The 18,188-nt window shown below is 70.3% G+C and carries 15 protein-coding genes; 8 read left to right on the forward strand and 7 right to left on the reverse strand.

The genetic code is table 11. From position 1 onward, the window contains the following. Nucleotide 1 precedes the first annotated feature (1 nt). From QFZ58_RS07205 to QFZ58_RS07225, 5 genes are all read left to right on the forward strand, one after another. Nucleotides 2–529, forward strand: a complete 528-nt coding sequence (locus QFZ58_RS07205) for a MaoC family dehydratase (protein ID WP_307124078.1) — start codon at nucleotides 2–4, stop codon at nucleotides 527–529. A gap of 2 nt (nucleotides 530–531) precedes the next feature. Next, nucleotides 532–1,737 (forward strand): acyl-CoA dehydrogenase family protein, encoded by a 1,206-nt coding sequence (locus QFZ58_RS07210; protein ID WP_307124079.1) that lies wholly within the window; start codon nucleotides 532–534, stop codon nucleotides 1,735–1,737. Between the two features lie 181 nt (nucleotides 1,738–1,918). After that, complete coding sequence (locus QFZ58_RS07215) at nucleotides 1,919–2,566, forward strand: phosphatidylserine decarboxylase (protein ID WP_307124080.1); 648 nt, start codon at nucleotides 1,919–1,921, stop codon at nucleotides 2,564–2,566. After that, a complete protein-coding gene (gene pssA, locus QFZ58_RS07220) occupies nucleotides 2,553–3,416 on the forward strand; it encodes a CDP-diacylglycerol--serine O-phosphatidyltransferase (RefSeq protein ID WP_307124081.1) in 864 nt (287 codons plus the stop codon). The genes QFZ58_RS07215 and pssA overlap by 14 nt, the downstream gene beginning before the upstream one ends. Nucleotides 3,417–3,615: 199 nt before the next feature. After that, the gene (locus tag QFZ58_RS07225; RefSeq protein ID WP_307128791.1) at nucleotides 3,616–5,721 is read left to right on the forward strand and encodes a SpoIIE family protein phosphatase; all 2,106 of its coding nucleotides are present in this window, start codon (nucleotides 3,616–3,618) and stop codon (nucleotides 5,719–5,721) included. A 110-nt stretch (nucleotides 5,722–5,831) separates the two neighbouring features. On the opposite strand, the gene QFZ58_RS07230 is transcribed toward QFZ58_RS07225, so the two are convergent. Both QFZ58_RS07230 and QFZ58_RS07235 read right to left on the reverse strand, forming a co-directional pair. Continuing rightward, a complete protein-coding gene (locus tag QFZ58_RS07230; protein WP_307124082.1) occupies nucleotides 5,832–7,190 on the reverse strand; it encodes a glycoside hydrolase family 5 protein in 1,359 nt (452 codons plus the stop codon). Nucleotides 7,191–7,430: 240 nt separating this feature from the next. Continuing rightward, nucleotides 7,431–8,213, reverse strand: coding sequence for a TioE family transcriptional regulator (locus QFZ58_RS07235; RefSeq protein ID WP_307124083.1), 783 nt, complete (start codon nucleotides 8,211–8,213; stop codon nucleotides 7,431–7,433). A 59-nt stretch (nucleotides 8,214–8,272) separates the two neighbouring features. Between QFZ58_RS07235 and QFZ58_RS07240 the strand changes: the two genes are divergently transcribed. Further along, entirely contained in the window at nucleotides 8,273–9,478 is a 1,206-nt protein-coding gene (locus QFZ58_RS07240) for an erythromycin esterase family protein (protein WP_307124084.1), read from the forward strand. Between the two features lie 415 nt (nucleotides 9,479–9,893). Beyond that, on the forward strand, nucleotides 9,894–12,248 hold the full coding sequence (locus tag QFZ58_RS07245; RefSeq protein WP_307124085.1) for a discoidin domain-containing protein: 2,355 nt from the start codon (nucleotides 9,894–9,896) through the stop codon (nucleotides 12,246–12,248). Nucleotides 12,249–12,309: 61 nt separating this feature from the next. Here QFZ58_RS07245 and QFZ58_RS07250 read toward each other — a convergent pair whose 3' ends face one another. From QFZ58_RS07250 to QFZ58_RS07270, 5 genes are read right to left on the reverse strand one after another with little or no spacing between them, the layout of a single operon-like run. Next, nucleotides 12,310–13,557, reverse strand: coding sequence for an ABC transporter substrate-binding protein (locus QFZ58_RS07250; RefSeq protein ID WP_307124086.1), 1,248 nt, complete (start codon nucleotides 13,555–13,557; stop codon nucleotides 12,310–12,312). Further along, nucleotides 13,554–14,684, reverse strand: coding sequence for a branched-chain amino acid ABC transporter permease (locus tag QFZ58_RS07255; protein ID WP_373428529.1), 1,131 nt, complete (start codon nucleotides 14,682–14,684; stop codon nucleotides 13,554–13,556). Before QFZ58_RS07255 ends, QFZ58_RS07250 begins: the two co-directional genes overlap by 4 nt. Beyond that, nucleotides 14,677–15,567 (reverse strand): branched-chain amino acid ABC transporter permease, encoded by an 891-nt coding sequence (locus QFZ58_RS07260; protein ID WP_307124087.1) that lies wholly within the window; start codon nucleotides 15,565–15,567, stop codon nucleotides 14,677–14,679. Before QFZ58_RS07260 ends, QFZ58_RS07255 begins: the two co-directional genes overlap by 8 nt. Beyond that, on the reverse strand, nucleotides 15,564–16,367 hold the full coding sequence (locus QFZ58_RS07265) for an ABC transporter ATP-binding protein (protein WP_307124088.1): 804 nt from the start codon (nucleotides 16,365–16,367) through the stop codon (nucleotides 15,564–15,566). The genes QFZ58_RS07260 and QFZ58_RS07265 overlap by 4 nt, the downstream gene beginning before the upstream one ends. Continuing rightward, nucleotides 16,364–17,164 (reverse strand): ABC transporter ATP-binding protein, encoded by an 801-nt coding sequence (locus QFZ58_RS07270; RefSeq protein WP_307124089.1) that lies wholly within the window; start codon nucleotides 17,162–17,164, stop codon nucleotides 16,364–16,366. Before QFZ58_RS07270 ends, QFZ58_RS07265 begins: the two co-directional genes overlap by 4 nt. Before the next feature lie 238 nt (nucleotides 17,165–17,402). Here QFZ58_RS07270 and QFZ58_RS07275 point away from each other — a divergent pair, with 238 nt between their 5' ends. Then, nucleotides 17,403–18,125: a CdaR family transcriptional regulator gene (locus tag QFZ58_RS07275; RefSeq protein WP_307124090.1), complete on the forward strand. Its 723-nt coding sequence runs from the start codon at nucleotides 17,403–17,405 to the stop codon at nucleotides 18,123–18,125. Nucleotides 18,126–18,188: the final 63 nt, after the last annotated feature.

Below are 18,188 nucleotides of genomic sequence, written 5' to 3' on the forward strand. Positions count from 1 at the left end.
CATGCAGTTCGGACGCACTTACGAGGAGTTCGAGGTCGGTGCCGTCTACAAGCACTGGCCCGGCAAGACGGTCACGGAATACGACGACCACCTCTTCTGCCTGCTGACCATGAATCACCACCCGCTGCACATGGACAGCAACTACGCCGAGAAGACGACGGATTTCAAGAAGAACGTTGTCGTGGGCAACTACATCTATTCGCTGCTGCTCGGCATGTCGGTGCCGGACGTCTCCGGAAAGGCGATCGCCAATCTGGAGGTGGAGTCGCTGAAGCACGTCGCGCCGACCTTCCACGGCGACACCGTCTACGGCGAGACGACCGTCCTCGGCAAGACGCCGTCGAGGTCCAAGAGCGACCGCGGCATCGTTCACGTGGAGACGAAGGGCTACAAGCAGGACGGCACGCTGGTCTGCGTGTTCCGCCGCAAGGTGATGGTCCCCACCGAGACGTACATCGAGGAGCGCGGCGGAGAGCAGCCCGGCCGCCCGGAGCTGAATCAGCCGCCGAGCAAGAACGTGGAGAAGTAGCCATGAGCCGACTCGCGCAGACCGCCGGTCTGACCGATGTCCAGCAGGAAATCCTCTCGACGGTCCGGAACTTCGTGGACAAGGAGATCATTCCTGTCGCCACACAGCTGGAGCACCGCGACGAGTACCCGACGGAGATCGTCGAAGGGCTCAAGGAACTCGGCCTGTTCGGGCTGATGATTCCCGAGGAGTACGGCGGTCTGGGCGAGTCGCTCCTCACGTACGCGTTGTGCGTCGAGGAGATCGCCCGCGGCTGGATGAGCGTGTCCGGCATCATCAACACGCACTTCATCGTGGCGTACATGCTCAAGCAGCACGGCACGCAGGAGCAGAAGGACACGTTCCTGCCGCGGATGGCGCTGGGCGAGGTCCGCGGAGCGTTCTCGATGTCCGAGCCGGCGCTCGGCTCCGACGTGTCCGCGATCACGTCCAAGGGCGTCAGGGAGGGTGACGAGTACGTCCTGAACGGCCAGAAGATGTGGCTGACGAACGGCGGTACGTCCACGCTGGTCGCCGTTCTGTGCCGGAGTGACGAAGGACACCCCGAGGGAACGGCTCCGCACAAGTCGATGACGACCTTCCTGGTGGAGAAGGAGGCGGGCTTCGGGGAGGTCCGCCCCGGTCTCACCATCCCGGGGAAGATCGACAAGATGGGCTACAAGGGCGTCGACACGACCGAGCTCATCATGGACGGACTACGCATTCCGGCCAATCGCGTACTGGGCGGCACGACCGGCCGGGGTTTTTACCAAATGATGGACGGCGTCGAGGTCGGGCGCGTGAATGTCGCCGCGCGTGGCTGCGGTGTCGCGCAGCGTGCCTTCGAACTGGGTGTTTCGTACGCCCAGCAGCGTCACACCTTCGGCAAGGCCATCGCCCAGCACCAGGCGATCCAGTTCAAACTGGCTGAAATGGCCACCAAGGTCGAAGCGGCCCATGCGATGATGGTGAACGCAGCACGCAAAAAGGACTCCGGGGAACGGAATGACCTGGAGGCAGGGATGGCGAAGTACCTCGCCTCCGAGTACTGCAAGGAAGTCGTCGAGGACGCCTTCCGTATCCACGGCGGTTACGGCTTCTCCAAGGAGTACGAGATCGAGCGCCTCTACCGCGAGGCCCCGATGCTGCTGATCGGTGAAGGTACCGCCGAGATCCAGAAAATGATCATCGGTCGCCGGCTCCTCGAGGAGTACCGGCTCCAGGGCTGATTATCCCTTTCGAGGTGGTTTAGTGGCGAAGAAGATCACACCGAGTCACCCTCGTCGGGAGCCTGTCAGCCGTCCGACTCGGCTGCTGGCTTGCCCAGTTGCCGCTCGCACCCGATAGCATCGCCGGAAAGCCGCCGTCCCCCCGTTGCCAGCGCGGCATCATCCGCTACGAAGGTCATCCATGCCCGACAGCCAAACCTCCGCACCGCGCGGCGGGGTCCGCCTTGCGCGCGGAGCATCGCCGTGGCTCCTCCCGACCGTCGCCACCGCGGCACTCACCCTCGCCCGGGCCCGCCGGTCCGGGCGCTGGGCCGCCGTGGCCGTGCCCACCACCGCGCTCGCGGCGGGCATGCTGTGGTTCTTCCGCGACCCCGAGCGCGAGATCACCCAGGGCCGGGTCATCTCGCCGGCCGACGGCGTGGTGCAGAGCATCATGCCGTGGAAGGACGGGCGCACCCGCGTCGCGATCTTCATGAGCCCACTCAATGTCCACGTCAACCGGGCACCGCTGTCCGGCACCGTGACATCGGTGGAGCACATCCCGGGTGGGTTCGTCCCCGCGTTCAACAAGGAGAGCGAGAACAACGAGCGCGTTGTCTGGCACTTCGACACCGAGCTCGGTGACATCGAGATGGTGCAGATCGCAGGAGCGGTCGCCCGTCGCATCGTGCCGTACCTCCCTCAGGGCACGAAGGTGGAGCAGGGCGAACGCATCGGCCTGATCCGGTTCGGCTCGCGCGTCGACATCTACCTTCCGGAAGGTATCGATGTCGCGGTCGAGGTCGGCCAGGCCACCACCGCGGGGGTGACTCGAATTGACCGTGATTGATCCTGATACACAGGCCGGCTGGGTTCCGGAGGCCGCGGAGGACGAGGACGCCGACGGCACGCAGGACATGCCCCTGTCGATGAGGCTGTCGATAGCGGACACCCTCACGCTGGGTAACGCCACGTGCGGCTTCATGGCGGTGTACTTCACCACCACGGGGATCCTCATCCCGCACCTCACGGGCAGCGACGAGTCGGGCATGGCCCGGCACTCCGCCGCCACCGCGGTGATCCTCATGCTCATGGCGGCCGTGTTCGACCTCTTCGACGGGCTCGTGGCGCGCAAGCTGCGGTCCTCGCCGATGGGGGCGGAGCTGGACAATCTCTCCGACCTGATCAGCTTCGGGCTGGCCCCGGCCTACTTCGTCCTGGTGTACGGGATGGTCGCGGACGACGCGCACCAGAGGGTGTCGGCGCTCGCGGCGATCGTGGTGCTGCTGGCCGTGGTGCTCAGGCTCGCCAGATTCTCCTGCGTGACGCTGAAGGACGGCATGTTCCAGGGCATGCCGAGCCCCTTCGGAGCGCTCACGGTCGTCTCGATCGTGCTCCTGGAGCTGCCCTTCGTACCGACGCTGCTCGCCATCGTCGGAGTGGCGTGGCTGATGGTCAGCCGGGTCGAGTACCCGAAGCCGCGGGGTGTCCTGGCGGTTGCGATGCTCAGCTGGATCGTGGCCGCGATGGGCCTGCTGGCCGCGTGGGCGTTCGACGCCCCCGGCGGTCAGCTGCTCCTGCAGACCGGCTGCGCGCTGCAGGTGGTCCTGGGTGCGGTGATCCCGCTCTTCGCCACGGCGCGGCGGGTGAACACCTTCCGCGACAACCGGCGCGAGGCGAGGGCGGCGCAGCTCCCGTAGCCGCTCGGAAAGAACCTTCACGAGGGCCCGGATGCTCCCCGGCATCCGGGCCCTCGTGCGTCCGGGCGCATTTCCGTGTCCCGCGTACACAGGGGGCGTATCGTCCCGTATATGTCGCATTCCGTGCCGGCTACCCGGGCGCTCGCCCCGGGGAGGGGGTGAGGGCGTGCCGGACCACACCGCCTCCTCCTCCGCCGCCATGGGTTCCGGCACGGAACTCCTGGAGAGTGCCGTGGCCCATGTCGTGCGGGAGACCGGCGCCTCGGTCGCCATGCTGTACCTGCTTCCGAGGAACGAGAGCGTGCTCCAGCTGACCGTGCTGGCCGGGGTGCCCGGCCAGCTGGCCACCCCCTGGACCCGGGTCCCGCTGACCTCGCCGATGCCGGTGGCCGACGCCGTGCGCCACAGGAGCCTGATCTGGCTCGGCAGCCAGGAGGAACTGGCACGGCGCTATCCGCGCCCCGCGCTCGTACTCCCGTACCAGTTCGCGCTGGGCGCCGCACCGATCCGTACCGGCACGACGGACCGGGGCGGGCTCGTGCTGCTGTGGCCCGGCTCGCACCCGCCGGAACTGCCTCCCGGGGAGCGTGAGGCCGTCCTCACCGGCTGTCACGGCATCGGGATGCTCCTGCAGCAGGCCGAGAGCAGCGGTTACCCGGTACGCCCGGGGAGCCAGCCCCGGGTACTGCCACCACCGGTATCGCGCCCTCCCGGGCCGGTCGAGGGTGCGGCCGCCGTGGAGTTCGTCGAGCGGCTTCCCGGCGGGAGCTGTGCGCTCGCCCTGGACGGGACCATCACCTTCCTCAACGACTCCGCCGCGGCTCTCCTGGGAGTCCCGGCCTCCGAGCTGCTGGGCACCCTGCCCTGGGTCTCCCTGCCCTGGCTCGACAACCCGTCCGTCGAGGACAACTACCGGGCCGCGGTCATCAGCCGCCAGCAGACGGCCTTCACCGCTCTGCGGCCACCGGACCGGTGGCTGTCCTTCCACCTCTTCCCGAACGCCACCGGGCTCAGCGTCCGCATCCTGCCCGGCACGCAGCCCGACCACGCCGACGAGCTGCCGCCGCCGCTGCCCCCGAGGTCGGCCGTACCGAACCGGGCGACCGCCCTGTACCACCTGATGCACCTGGCAGCGACGCTCACCGAGGCGGTAGGCACCCGGGACGTGATCGAGCTGGCCGGTGACCAGCTCATGCCGGCCTTCCGGATCCAGTCCCTCGTCGTGCTGACCTCGGCGCAGGGGCGGTTGCGGATCGAGGGCCGCCGCGGCAGTCATCCGGCGCTGATGGACCGCTTCGACGGCGCCCCGCTGACCGCGGACACCCCCGCCGCCCGCGTGCTCGTGACCGGCGTCCCCGGCTTCTTCGCCGACTTCGCGGAACTGCGGCGCGCCTACCCGGCCGCGGGCCTCCGCGACGCCGTCGCCGCCTGCGCCTTCCTCCCGCTGATCGTCTCCGGACGTCCCGTCGGCTCGCTGGTCCTCGCCTACGACCGGCCCCACACGTTCGAGCCCGAGGAACGCGCCCTGCTGACCTCGATCGCGGGTCTGCTCGCCCAGGCCCTCGACCGTGCCCGCCTCTACGACACCAAGGACCGGCTGGCGCACAGCCTGCAGGCCCACCTGCTGCCCCACACCCTGCCCACGATCTCCGGTCTCGACGTCGCCGCCCGCTATCTCCCGGCCACCAAGGGAATGGGCATCGGCGGGGACTTCTACGACCTGATCCGGCTGGACGACACGACGGCGGCGGCGGCCATCGGTGACGTACAGGGCCACAACGTGAACGCCGCCGCGCTGATGGGCCAGGTCCGCACCGCCGTCCACGCCTCGGCCGGCGCACCGCCCGACGAGGTGCTGGCGCGGACCAACCGGCTGCTCACCGACCTCGATCCGGGTCTGTTCACGAGCTGCCTGTACGTCCATCTGGATCTGGCGGGGCACACCGCCCTTCTGGCGACCGCGGGCCATCCCCCACCCCTGCTGCGGCAGCCCGACGGCCGCACCGAGGCGCTCGGTCTGACCCCCGGCCTGCTGCTCGGCATCGACCCGGCGTCCCGTTACCCGACGGCCGAGGTCCAGCTCCCGCCCGGCGCGGCACTCGCCCTGTTCACCGACGGGCTGGTGGAGGCCCCGGGCGTCGACTTCGACGATGCCACCGCCGCGCTGGCCGAGCTCTTCGCCCTGGCCCTGGACCAGACCATGGACGAAGTCGCCGACACCCTGGTGCGGTACGCCGAGCGCTTCACGCCCGGCAGCGACGACATCGCCCTGCTCCTCATCAACGCCCTGGGCACGGACCGATGAGGTCCGCCGGCCGGGGTCGGTGAACGGCTCTTCCGTGGAGTCCCGGGGCGCCGAGGCGGTGGGGTTCATCGGCACCCCGGGACGGTCACAGGTGGTGCTGCGGCCAGGGATCAGCCGCCGTAGAGGTCGGTCAGGTCGATGCCCGTGGTGCTCGCCGGGCCGCCGAGCCTGACCTGGTGGTCCAGGCCGACGAACTTGCCACCCGACTGCCAGAGGGCGGGCTTGAGCATCGCGTACTTGGCCTCGTCCCAGGTCGCCCAGTCGTAACCCAGCAGGCCGCCCGTGTCGCCGGAGTTCGGGTTGATGCACCAGAACGTCTGGTGGATGCCGTTCTCCACGATCAGGTCGCGCAACGCCGTCATCCACTTCTGGTTCGGGCCGTTGTCGAGGTGCCCGCCCCACTCGCCGATGAACAGCGGCGCGGTGCCGTTCTTGTGCAGGTAGAGCCAGTTCGGGCCCCAGACGTCACGTTCCAGTGTGCTGCGGTTCCACTCGCCCTGGAACCAGGGCTGCTGGTAGACGAGGGGGCCGTAGTCGTGCGGGGAGTAGACCAACTGGTCCTGCTGTGCGCCGAGGTTCACGGGGTGGTCCCTGGCTCCGCGCAGGTTCCCGCCCCACCACATCCCGTGGTAGTCCGTGGCCGCCGTGGAGGACCAGTTCGCACCGTCCTTGGGATAGATCTCGATGCCCTCGCACAGGACGAGGACGTTCGGGTTGACGGCGAGGATCCGCTTGCCGGCGGTCTCACAGGTGTACTTGAAGTTGTCCTGGTCGCTGGAGCCGTCCCACTTGGCCCGCGGGCTCTCGGACTGCTTTCCGTGCGGCTCGTTCTTGATGTCCATCGCGACGAGGGTGTCGTCGTTCCGGTAACGGGCGGTGACCCACTCCCAGGCCGAGTAGAACTGCTCGGTGGTGATCGCACCCTTCCACCACACGGGGTACACATGGCCGGAGTTGTCGGCCTCCGCACTGTGGACGTCGAGCATCACCTTGATGCCGTACTTCTTGGCCACGGCGAGGAAGGCGTCGAACACCTGCAGGGTCGTCCTGTCCTTGAGCTCCGGGTTGGCCCAGGTGTTGACGGCGCTGGAGACGGCCGCCTGTCCGTTCTTCCACTCCAGCAGGAGCTGGGTGGAGATCGGCACACGGACGATGTTGATCCCCCGCTCCGCCATCTGCCGTGTGATCGTGTCGAGGTTGGCGGACCAGAGACCGTGGAAGACCCGCTCGGTCGCGTTGAAACCGAACCAGTTGGCGCCGGTGAGCCAGACCCGGTTGCCCTGCTCGTCGACGATGCGGTTGCCCTCGGTGTGGAGCCAGTCGTCGCCGTCGGCGGCCGCCGCGGGGGCCACCGGCACGGGCGCCGGTGCGACCGTCGCCGCCCGGGCGGTCGTCGGGCCGGACAGGGTCATCAGCACCGCGGTCGCCGTCACGGCCGCGCCGAGGGCCGCGCCCAGCCGCTTTCTCATGGGTGACTTCATCCGTCGTCGCCTTTCAGGGGGTAAGGCAGGCAGAGGATCTTGGGAGCGCTCCCATTCGTTGCTCACATGAAGCCAGCGGGACGGATGCACTGTCAATGGGCATGTCAATCTTCACTTCTTGAAGTGACGTGCGGGCCGGACGGACGGCCCGGGACGCGACCGGCGCCGTGCGGGGCGGCCGGGGACACGACCCTCGGTGACCCCATGCGCACCGGGGTGGCCGACGTCTCAACCGCGCTCGCGGAGATACGCCTCCAGGTACGCCCCCAGCTCCGCGGCCCCGGTCAGCATCGCCCGCCCACGGGCGGACAGCCGGCCGCGCCAGTCTCCCAGTGCGGCCTCCAGCGGCTCCAGCCCGCCGGCCGCCCGCACCTGGGTGATCAGCGGGGCGATCCGCTCCAGCGGGTAACCGCCGCGCCTGAGCTGGTGGGCCAGCCGGGCGTCCCGTACGTCGGCCGCGCTGTAGACGCGGTACCCGGTCCGCGGGTCGCGGCGCGGGCTCACCAGCCCGGCGCGCTCCCAGGCGCGCAGCGTCGCGGGCCGGATGCCGAGCTGTCCCGCCAGTGGCCCGATGAACGTGCCGGCCGGCCCGGCCGCCCCGGCCGGCTCGGACCCCGCCCCGGCCGGCTCGGATCCCGCCCCGGCCTCGGTCGCCGCGAGAGGTCCCAGGTCGCGCAGGGCGCTCTCGACGGCCTGGAGGGTTCCCCGGTCGTCGAGGAGCTGGACATGGCTCTCGTCGATGAGGCGGAACGCCTCGTCGACCGCATCCCGGTTCACGGCCCGCATGATCGACGTCGCCGTCCGGTGGCCGTGGCCGGGCACCAGGGCGAGGAACGCGCGCAGGGCTTGCGCGTGCAGCGAGGTGTAGGTGCGGTAGCCGTGGGGTGTGCGACCGGCTTCCGGAAGGATGCCGAACTCCTCGTAGTTCCTGACGGCTTGCGTGGACAGCCCGTGCGCGCGTGCCAGATCGACCGGCCGTAGTCTCTCGCCGTGTTGAAGCTTTTTCCCCATGGGCCCCGACGGTATCGCAGGAAAGTCTCAACCGAGTCTTCAACGATACCGTTGAGGGTATGGCTACTGACATCAAGCGCACCACCTCTGCCGTCGAGGCTGCCGCCGTCATGAGGCTGCTCCCGTCCCGGCCCCGGCTGCTCGCCCTGGGCGAGCCCACCCACGGAGAGGACGCTCTGCTCGAGCTGCGCAACGAGCTCTTCCGGCAGCTCGTCGAACAGGAGGGTTACGGGACGATAGCGATCGAGAGCGACTGCATGACGGGCCTGATCGTGGACGACTACGTCACCTCGGGCACGGGCACCCTCGACGAGGTCATGGAGCACGGATTCAGCCACGGCTGGGGTGCCTCCACCGCCAACCGCGAGCTCGTGCGCTGGATGCGCGCCCACAACGAGGAGCGGCCCGCATCCGAGCGGATCCGCTTCGCCGGCTTCGACGGCCCCTTGGAGATCACCGGCGCCGCGAGCCCGGGACAGGCCCTCACCGCACTCCACGGCCACCTCTCGGCCCAGGTGGACGCGGACCTGCTCCCGTGCACCACCGAAACGCTCGAGCGCCTGCTCGGCACGGACGACCGGTGGACCGAGCCCGCGGCGATGACGGACCCGTCCCGGTCCGTCGGGCAGTCGGCCGAAGCCGGGGAACTGCGGTTGCTCGCCGACGACCTGGTGGCGTTGCTCGACGCGCAGACGCCGCACCTGATCACGGCGACCTCACGGGAGGAACGGGATCGGGCGCGTCTGTACGGGCGCACCGCGACCGGCCTGTTGCGCTACCACCACTGGATGGCGGACACCTCCCCGGCCCGTCTGACCCGGCTGGTGGGCCTGCGGGACCAGATGATGGCCCACAACCTCCTCGCCCTCGCCGAACGGGGCCCGGTGTTCGCGCATGCCCACAACTCCCACCTCCAGCGGGAGAAGAGCACGATGCACATGGGCGGGGTGCCGCTGGAGTGGTGGAGCGCCGGTGCGCTGGTGAGCGCCCGGCTCGGTGAGGACTACGCCTTCGTGGCCACGGCCCTCGGCACGATCCGTCACCAGGGGGTGGACACTCCGCCGCAGGACACCCTCGAAGGACTCCTCTACGCACTCCCGGAGGACCGCTGCGTCATCCACGCCGGGCGACTGGCCACGGCCCTCGGCGCATCGCAGCCCGCTCCCCGCGTGTCCCCCTGGTTCGGCTACGCGCCGTTCGACCCGTCCCATCTGGCGGACAGTGACGGCATCGTGTTCGTCAAGGACGTGCCGCGGCGCCGATGAAGGCGTCCCGCGCCTCCGGTGCCCCTATCGGCGGTCCGGAGCAGGCCTCCCGTGGCGGGCCGCCCCGGGCGAGCGAGCGGACGCGGACACGCCGGCGGCGCCCCGGCTTCCGGCCGGCGCCTCCCCGGGTGTGAGCCGGACGGCGGCGGACACCACCTGCCCCTGCCACGGACGGCCGGGCGCCGGCCCTCTCCCACCAGCGGCGTTCCCGGCCCGGCGCCCTCCACGACGCGGACGCACCCCATACCGGGACACGGAACACGCACAGGGAGGGAAGAGCTCAATTTTCCCGACTCCGCGTCGTGAATTTGAGCGTAGAACACGAAATCTTGCGCAGACCGTGGACTTCCTTGCGGTGTTGCTCCTAGCCTGTGGGGCGTCCGCAGAGCCCCCACGAGCCGCAAGGACGTCCCCCGTGACTCCACACCGAAGACGACGCCTGCTCAGCCGCTCCCTGTCCGCCTCCCTCTCCCTGGCCCTCACCGCCGTGGGCACCGCCGCGGCGGTCGTACTGGCCGGCGCCCCCGCGGCCCAGGCCGCCGGTGTCCCCGCACCGTCGCCCGTCGGGATACCGGGCCGGGGCGCCACCGTTCCGTTCACCGAGCAGGAGGCCGAGTACGCCGCCACCAACGGCTCGCTCATCGGGCCCGGACGCCTCTACGGCACGCTGCCCTCGGAGGCGTCGGGCCGGCAGGCCGTGACGCTCGACGCGGCCGGCGAGTACGTGGAGTTCACGCTCACCGCCCCGGCGAACGCGATGACCTTCCGCTACTCGCTCCCGGACAACTCCGCCGGAACCGGCCGGGACGCCTCCCTCGACCTGCGGGTGAACGGCTCGTCCCTCAAGAGCGTGCCGGTGACCTCCAAGTACGGCTGGTACTACGGGGGTTATCCCTTCAACAACAACCCGGGCGACACCAACCCGCACCACTTCTACGACGAGACCCGGACCATGTTCGGCTCCACCCTGGCCGCCGGTACGAAGGTGCGGCTCCAGGTGACCTCCACCGCCACCTCGCCGTCCTTCACCATCGACCTGGCGGACTTCGAGAAGGTCGGCGCCCCGGTCGGCAGACCGTCGGGAGCACTGGATGTGGTGGGCGACTTCGGCGCCGACCCGACGGGCGCCGCGGACTCCACCGCGAAGATCCAGGCCGCGGTCGATGCGGGCCGCGCCCAGGGCAGGGAGGTGTACATCCCGCAGGGCACCTTCAAGGTCACCGACCACATCGTCGTCGACCGGGTGACCCTGCGCGGTGCCGGCCCCTGGTACAGCGTGCTGACCGGGCGCCACGCCACGGACCGCAGCAAGGCGGTCGGGGTGTACGGGAAGTACTCGGCGCAGGGCGGCAGCAGCAACGTCACCCTGAAGGACTTCGCCGTCATCGGCGACATCCGTGAGCGGGTGGACAACGACCAGGTCAACGCCATCGGCGGGGCCATGTCCCACTCGGTCGTCGACAACGTCTGGATGCAGCACACCAAGTGCGGCGCCTGGATGGACGGTCCGATGGACGACTTCACCATCAGGAACAGCCGGATCCTGGACCAGACCGCCGACGGCGTGAACTTCCACTACGGCGTCACGAACTCCACGGTGACCAACACCTTCGTCCGCAACACAGGGGACGACGGGCTGGCCATGTGGGCGGAGAACGTACCGAACGTGAACAACAAGTTCACGTTCAACACCGTGATCCTGCCGATCCTGGCCAACAACATCGTCACGTACGGCGGCAAGGACATCACGATCTCCGACAACGTCATGTCGGACACCGTCACCAACGGCGGCGGCCTGCACATCGCCAATCGGTATCCCGGTGTCAACTCCGGTCAGGGTACCGCCGTGGCGGGCACGCACACCGCGGCACGCAACACGCTGATCCGGACCGGGAACAACGACTACAACTGGCACTTCGGGGTCGGCGCGATCTGGTTCAGCGGGCTCAACGAGCCGATCAGCAACGCGACCGTCAACATCACCGACAGCGAGATCCTGGACAGCTCCTACGCGGCCATCCACCTGATCGAGGGCGCGAGCAACGGGCTGCACTTCGACAACATCAAGATCGACGGTGCCGGTACGTACGCCCTGCAGATCCAGTCCCCCGGCACGGCGTCGTTCAACAGGGTCGTCGCCACGCACATCGCCCAGCCCAACCCGATCCACAACTGTGTCGGCAGCGGCTTCCAGATCACCCAGGGCACCGGCAACTCGGGCTGGTACGCGAACCCGCCCGCCTGCACCGGTGTCTGGCCCGACCCGGTATGGACCAACGGCGGGGTGCCCGGAGGCTCCGGCCCCACCGACCCGACCGACCCCACGGACCCGACCGACCCGCCCGAGGAGACGGGAAACCTCGCCCAGGGACGTCCGGTCACCGAAACCAGCCACGCCGACGTGTACGGGGCGGCCAACGCCGTCGACGGAAATGCGAACAGCTACTGGGAAAGCCGCAACAACGCCTTCCCGCAGTCCGTCACCGTGGACCTCGGCGCTCCGAAGGCGGTGAAGAGGCTGGTGCTGAAGCTGCCCCCGGCCGCCGCGTGGGCGACCCGCACCCAGACGATCGGGGTGTCGGGCAGCACCGACAACTCGGCGTACACCGCGCTGAAGGCACCGGCGGGATACACGTTCGACCCGTCGAGCGGGAACACCGCCACCATCAGCCTTCCTGGGACGCCGGTCCGCCACCTCCGGCTCACCTTCACCGCGAACACCGGCTGGCCGGCCGGCCAGCTGTCCGAACTGGAGGCCTACACCCACTGATCGTGCCCGCACGGCGACGGGCCCGGCCCCCGTGGCCGGGCCCGTCGCCGTGCGGGCACGATCAGGAACGCGTGAAGGTCTCCGCGGCCGGGGCGACCTCGGCCGGGCGGACGACCTTGAGCCCACCCGAGGACTTCGCGTCCGGCTTCATGACGACGGTCTCCCGGCTGGACGGCGCCTCCGGGTCGGTGAAGTCGTGCTCGACCCCGAAGTCACCGAAGCCCTTGACGGAGAGCAGCGCCTTGTCGACACCGGCACGGGTGAGGTCCTTGGACGCGCAGGACTTCTTCAGCGCCTCACCGAAGAGGGACGCCGCCTGGTAACCGGCGATGACCCCGTTGTCCAGGCCGTCCTTCGGGTACTCCGCCGCGTACGCCCCGGCGAGGTCGGACGTGCCCTTTGCGGGGTCGCCGATGGGCAGCGAGGGTGCGCCGATGTAGTAGTCCTTCTGCAGGGCCGCACCGGCCTGGGTGGCGAGGAGCTGCGGCGCGTAGGCGGAGTTGTTGCCGACGACCGGGACGTCGAAGCCGGTGGCCGCCGCGACGCCGACCAGCGAGGCCGCCTGGCGGGGTCCGGCGCTGACGACGATCGCCTTGACGCCGGCCTGCTTGAGCGCCGAGACCTGGGCGGTCATGTCGTTGTCGGTGGGCTTGATCTTCTGCTCGACGATCGTCAGCCCCGCTTCCTTCGCCGCGTGCTTGGAGCCGGCGAGGGCGTTCTCGCCGTAGTCGCCCTCGAAGTAGACGTGGCCGATCTTGTCGCCCTTGGCGATGCGCTTCTCGTCGAGGAGGTAGTCGATCAGGTTGATCGTCTCGATGTCGTAGGTGGCGCCGATGACCCGGATGTACTTGGAGCCGAGCAGGTTCGCCGACCAGGCCTGCGGCAGTACGACCGCCTTGTCCTGACCGTCGATGCGCTGTTCGACGGCGGCGACGAAGGGTGAGCCGAGGAACTGGGAGAAGCCCAGGACGTTCGGCTCCAGTTCGGTGTAGGCCGCGACCGCCTTCTGCGGGTCGTAGCCGTGGTCACGGATGGTCAGCTCGATCTGCCGGTCACAGATGCCGCCCGCGGCGTTGGTCTGCTTCACCCACAGCTGCTGGGCCTGGGTGACGCTCTTGCCCAGCGAGGCGTACACGCCGGTCATGTCGGTGAGGGCACCGAGGGTGATCTTCGTGTCGGTGACCCCCTCGCCCGTCTTCACACCGCTCTTGTCCGCGGCCGTGTCGTCTCCCGACTTCGCCTTCTCGCTGCACCCCGTCACGGCGAGGGTGAGGGTCGCGAGGACCGCTCCGTAGACACGCAGTTTCATTTCTTCTCCCCAGATTTCTTCGGACGCGCAATGCCGCCGGGCAGGAACAGGACGACCGCGACCACCGCGGCGCCGTACAGGTAGCGGGACGCCTCACCTGGTGCGATGCCGCCCGTACCGGGGGCGGAGACCAAGGGGAGGGAGTCGCTGTAGTGGGTCAGCACCTGCGGGAGCAGCGAGACGAACGCGGCGCCGACGACGGCTCCCGCGACGCTGCCGAGCCCGCCGATGACGATCATGGCCAGGTACTCGAGGGACAGGACCATGCCGAAGTACTCGGGCACGGTCCGCTGGAAGACCAGGGCGAGCAGGACACCCGCGAGCCCCGCGTACATGGAGGACAGGACGAACACCGCGGCCCGGTACCGTGCCACGGGGACGCCCATCACACCGGCGGCGATCCGGTGGTCACGGATGGCGTTCAGCGCACGGCCCGGCCTGCTCCGCAGCACGCCGCGGGCGAAGAGACCGCCGGCGGCGAGGGCGAGCAGGGCCACGTACCAGAGCTTCTCGGAGGACTGGAAGGGCACTGCCGCGACGACCACTTCGGTGTCGTCGAACGTGAAGCCGAACAGCGACAGCGGGGGCACGGAACGGCCGTTGAAGCCGCCGGTGAGCGAACCCGCGTTGAAGAGCACGTGCTGGCCGATGAAGATCAGCGCGAGCGTGGCGATGCCGAGGTAGGCGCCGCGCAGCCGGCCCGCGATCGGGCTGAACAGTCCGCCCGCGGCACCCGCCAGCAGGACGGCGAGGATCGCGGCGAGCCAGGTCGGCAGGCCGAGCCCGCTGATCTCGTGGCCGTTCTCCGAGTTGCTCTCCCCCGCGAGGACGCTGTAGCCGTACGCGCCGACGGCGAGGAAGAACGCGTGGCCCATGGAGAGCTGGCCGGTGCTGCCGGTGAGCAGGTTGAGGCCGATGGCGCCGATCGCGGCGGCCATCGCGAAGAGTCCTGCCTGCAGCCAGAAGCGGTCCAGGTAGAAGGGGAGCAGCAGGAGCAGGACGGATCCGGCGAGCCAGAGATAGGTGCGGGGCCGCCGCAGACCCGCGGCGAGCGGCTTCGGGGAACCGGCGGCCGGCGCGGTGGACGCGTCGGCGTCCCTGACGGTGGTGGACGTGGCCTCAGACACGGGCGAGCTCCTTCGTGCCGAACAGTCCCGCCGGCCTGATGAGCAGGACGGCGATCATCACGAGGTAGGGCGCGAGGTCCCCGATACCGCGTCCGAGGAAGGACAGGTCGCTCTGGTAGCCGGTGGCGAGCGACTCGGTGACCCCGACGACGAGGCCTCCGACCAGGGCGCCCGTCGTGGAGTCCAGGCCGCCGAGGATCGCGGCGGGGAACGCCTTGAGCGCCGCGAAGGAGGTGGCCCGCTCCAGCCCCGGGGTGGGAAAGACGGTCAGGAAGAGGGCCGCGACCGCGGCGAGGGCCCCGGCGACCGCCCAGGCCGAGAGCGAGACCCGGCCGAGCCTGATCCCCATCAGGGCCGCCGTCTGCGGGTTCTCCGCGGCGGCCCGCATCGACACGCCCCAGGAGGTGTAGCGGAAGGCGAGGAGGAACAGAGTGATGAGCAGTCCGGCGACGACGAAGGCCGCGATGCGGGTCTGTGCCAGGGTGACGCCGCCGACGGTGACGACGCCGTCGCCCCACGGGTCGCCGAGGGCGAGGACCTCCGTACCCATCCGCCGGGTGAGTTCGGTGGTGATGAGGATGTCGACGCCGATGGTGACGATGGCGAGGACGCTGTGGTCACTGCCCCGGTAGCGGCGCATCACGAGGAACTCGACGGCGGCGCCGACGACCGCGGCGCCCGCGATGCCGACGGCGAGCGCGGGCCAGAAACCGATGTCGTCGTGGAGGACCGCGGTGACGTAACCGCCCGCCAGCAGCAGGGAGGCGTGCGCGAAGTTGACGACCTCGGTGGCCTTGAAGATGACGACGAAACCGAGCGCGATCAGTGCGTAGACCGATCCGATGGCGAGTCCGCCGAGGAGGAGTTCGATGAAGGTGGTCATTCCTGAGTCCCCAAGTAGGCCTGGACGACGGCCGGATCGTTCTGCACCTCGGCGGGCCGCCCGCCGGCGATCCTGCGCCCGAAGTCGAGTACGGTCACCGCGTCCGCGAGCCGCATCACCACGCCCATGTCGTGTTCGACCAGCACGATCGAGATGCCCAGGCTGTCGCGTACGTCGGCGACGACGGCCGCGACGCGGCGCCGCTCGTCGGCCGTCATGCCGGCGACGGGTTCGTCGAGAAGCAGCACCTGCGGTTCCATGCAGAGCGCCCTGCCGAGCTCGACGAGCTTCTGCTTCCCGTACGGAAGGATCCCGGCGGGCGTCTCCAGCTCCTTCTCCAGGCCGATGAACTCGGCGATCTCCCGGACCCGCGCACGGTGCAGGCGGCCCTCGCGGGCCGCCGACGGCAGCCGCAGTCCGGCTGCCACGAAGCCGGTGCGGGTGAGGCGGTGCCGGCCCAGCAGCAGGCTGTCGGCGACCGTGGCGTGCGGGGGCAGGGCCAGGTTCTGGAAGGTGCGGGCCACGCCGAGGCCGGCGATCCGGTGCGGGGCGAGCCCGGTGAGTTCGGTGGAACCGAGGTGGACGGAGCCGGAGGTGGCGCGGTAGACGCCGGAGAGCACGTTGAAGGTGGTGGACTTGCCGGCGCCGTTGGGCCCGATGACGGCGTGCACGCTGCCCGGTTCGACGGTGAAGGAGACCGCGTCCAGGGCGGTGAGGCCGGCGAAGCGCACGGTCACCTCGCGGACGGCGAGCGCGGCCGGGGCGGTGGCCGGCGCCGTGGTGGCGGGGGCGGCGCTCATGCGGACCACCTGCTCAGCGACCGCGACGGGCCGGCGACAGCCTGCGTCGCGTCCTCGGCGGCCGTCTCGTCGACCACGCCCAGGTAGCGCCTGCGTACCTCGTCGGAGGCGGCGAGCTCGTCGGCCGGTCCGTGGAGGGCGACCTCACCGACGTCCAGGACGTACGCGGTGGAGGCGAGCCGCAGCGCGATGGCCGCGTTCTGCTCGACGAGCATCACGGAGGTGCCGCCCGCGTTGATCTCCTGGATGGTCTCGGCGATCCGGGTGGCCATCAGCGGCGCGAGGCCGAGGGACGGCTCGTCCAGGAGCAGCAGCCTGGGGCCGGCCATCAGGGCCCGTCCCATGGCCAGCATCTGCTGCTCGCCACCGGACAGCAGGCCGGCCCGCTGGTGCGCCCGCTGGCCGAGGACCGGGAACAGTTCGTGCACGCGTTCGAGTGCGGCGGCGACGGTCCTGCGCCCGCCGCGGGCCCCGAGCGCGCCGGCCCGCAGATTGTCGGCCACCGTCATCCGGGCGAACACCTGCCTGCCCTCCGGCACCTGGATCACCCCGGCGGCCACCACCTGGGCGGGGCGCAACCCGTCCAGGGGCCGGCCGTCGAAGCGGATGCTGCCCGTGCCCGTCCCGCGGTGGAAGCCGAGGGTCCGCGATACGGCCCGCAGCAGCGTGGTCTTGCCGGCGCCGTTGCCACCGAGAACGGCGGTGATAGCGCCGGCCGGCACGTCGACGGAGACGTCGCGCAGTGCCCGTACCGGGCCGTAGCCCACGGACAGTCCGCGGATCTCGAGCGTTGCCATGCGTCCTCCTCCTTCCGACTGGTCGTTGTGGTGCCACAGACCAGCAGGGGGCGCGCCGCGCGTCCACGGGGTACGGCGCACTCGCTGCGGCTGACCAGCGATCCGAGGGGGCGGTTGTGCACGCGCACAGTGGGATTCGATCCGCTGTCCGCCCCCGCGCGGCCGGTGGCATCCTCACCAGCCATGAGCGGCTCGGCCGCACACGGGCCGTCCGACGGCCGCAGATCGGAGTGGGAACATGCAGCGGCGCAGTGACGAGCAGGGCCAGGCGCTGCTCGACGCCCTGCTGGAGGGGCGGCCGCAGGAGCCGGGTCTCGCGGCCCGCGCGGCCGCCGCCCTCGGGCTGCCGGAGCAGGGCCGCTACACGGTGGTGGTGTTCCGGGCGGGCGGGTGCGGGCCGGCGGACCTGAGCACGGCGGCGGACGGCATGCGGTTCTTCCGGCGGACGCGGGCCGACTGCGAGATCCTCGTCGTCGCCCTCGCGGACCACGACCCGGCCGGGCTCGCCCCGTTGCTGGCGCGGTGGTGTCCGGGCCCCGGCGGGATCGGTCCGCCGGTGGACGGCCTCGCCGAACTGGGGGCGGCCCGCCGGCTGGCCGATGTGGCGTTGCTGACCTGCCCACCGGGCACGGCGGGGATCGTACGGCTGGAGGAGCGGCTGCCGGCGGCGCTGGTGGCGAGCCAGCCGGAGCTGTCGGCACGGCTGCTCGCCGACGTCTTCGGGCCGCTGCTGGCCCTGGACCCGGCGGACCGTGCGCTGCTGGTGCGGACGCTGGACGCGTGGCTGGAGTGCGGGGGGTCGGCGGGGCGGGCGGCGGGCCGCCTGTACTGCCACCGCAACACGGTGCTCAACCGTCTGCGGCGGCTGGAGCAGCTGACGGCCCGGTCCCTGTCACAGCCGCGGGAACTGGTCGAGATGATGCTGGCCCTGTACGCGTTCGAGCTGTCGGCGCCGCTGTGAGAGGGCGGGCCGCCGCCGCCCCGCACAGGCTCGGGGCCGCCGCCCCGGACGGGCGCCGCCCCG

It is taken from the genome of Streptomyces sp. B1I3, assembly GCF_030816615.1.
Taxonomy (GTDB): Bacteria; Actinomycetota; Actinomycetes; order Streptomycetales; family Streptomycetaceae; genus Streptomyces.

Excerpts from the sequence above, each read along its gene's own strand:
- QFZ58_RS07205 (WP_307124078.1), top strand. The coding sequence starts at position 2 with ATGCAGTTCGGACGCACTTACGAGGAGTTCGAGGTCGGTGCCGTCTAC.
- QFZ58_RS07210 (WP_307124079.1), top strand. The coding sequence starts at position 532 with ATGAGCCGACTCGCGCAGACCGCCGGTCTGACCGATGTCCAGCAGGAA.
- QFZ58_RS07215 (WP_307124080.1), top strand. The coding sequence starts at position 1,919 with ATGCCCGACAGCCAAACCTCCGCACCGCGCGGCGGGGTCCGCCTTGCG.
- QFZ58_RS07225 (WP_307128791.1), top strand. The coding sequence starts at position 3,616 with ATGGGTTCCGGCACGGAACTCCTGGAGAGTGCCGTGGCCCATGTCGTG.
- QFZ58_RS07230 (WP_307124082.1), bottom strand. The coding sequence starts at position 7,190 with ATGAGAAAGCGGCTGGGCGCGGCCCTCGGCGCGGCCGTGACGGCGACC.
- QFZ58_RS07235 (WP_307124083.1), bottom strand. The coding sequence starts at position 8,213 with ATGGGGAAAAAGCTTCAACACGGCGAGAGACTACGGCCGGTCGATCTG.
- QFZ58_RS07240 (WP_307124084.1), top strand. The coding sequence starts at position 8,273 with ATGGCTACTGACATCAAGCGCACCACCTCTGCCGTCGAGGCTGCCGCC.
- QFZ58_RS07250 (WP_307124086.1), bottom strand. The coding sequence starts at position 13,557 with ATGAAACTGCGTGTCTACGGAGCGGTCCTCGCGACCCTCACCCTCGCC.
- QFZ58_RS07260 (WP_307124087.1), bottom strand. The coding sequence starts at position 15,567 with ATGACCACCTTCATCGAACTCCTCCTCGGCGGACTCGCCATCGGATCG.
- QFZ58_RS07265 (WP_307124088.1), bottom strand. The coding sequence starts at position 16,367 with ATGAGCGCCGCCCCCGCCACCACGGCGCCGGCCACCGCCCCGGCCGCG.
- QFZ58_RS07270 (WP_307124089.1), bottom strand. The coding sequence starts at position 17,164 with ATGGCAACGCTCGAGATCCGCGGACTGTCCGTGGGCTACGGCCCGGTA.
- QFZ58_RS07275 (WP_307124090.1), top strand. The coding sequence starts at position 17,403 with ATGCAGCGGCGCAGTGACGAGCAGGGCCAGGCGCTGCTCGACGCCCTG.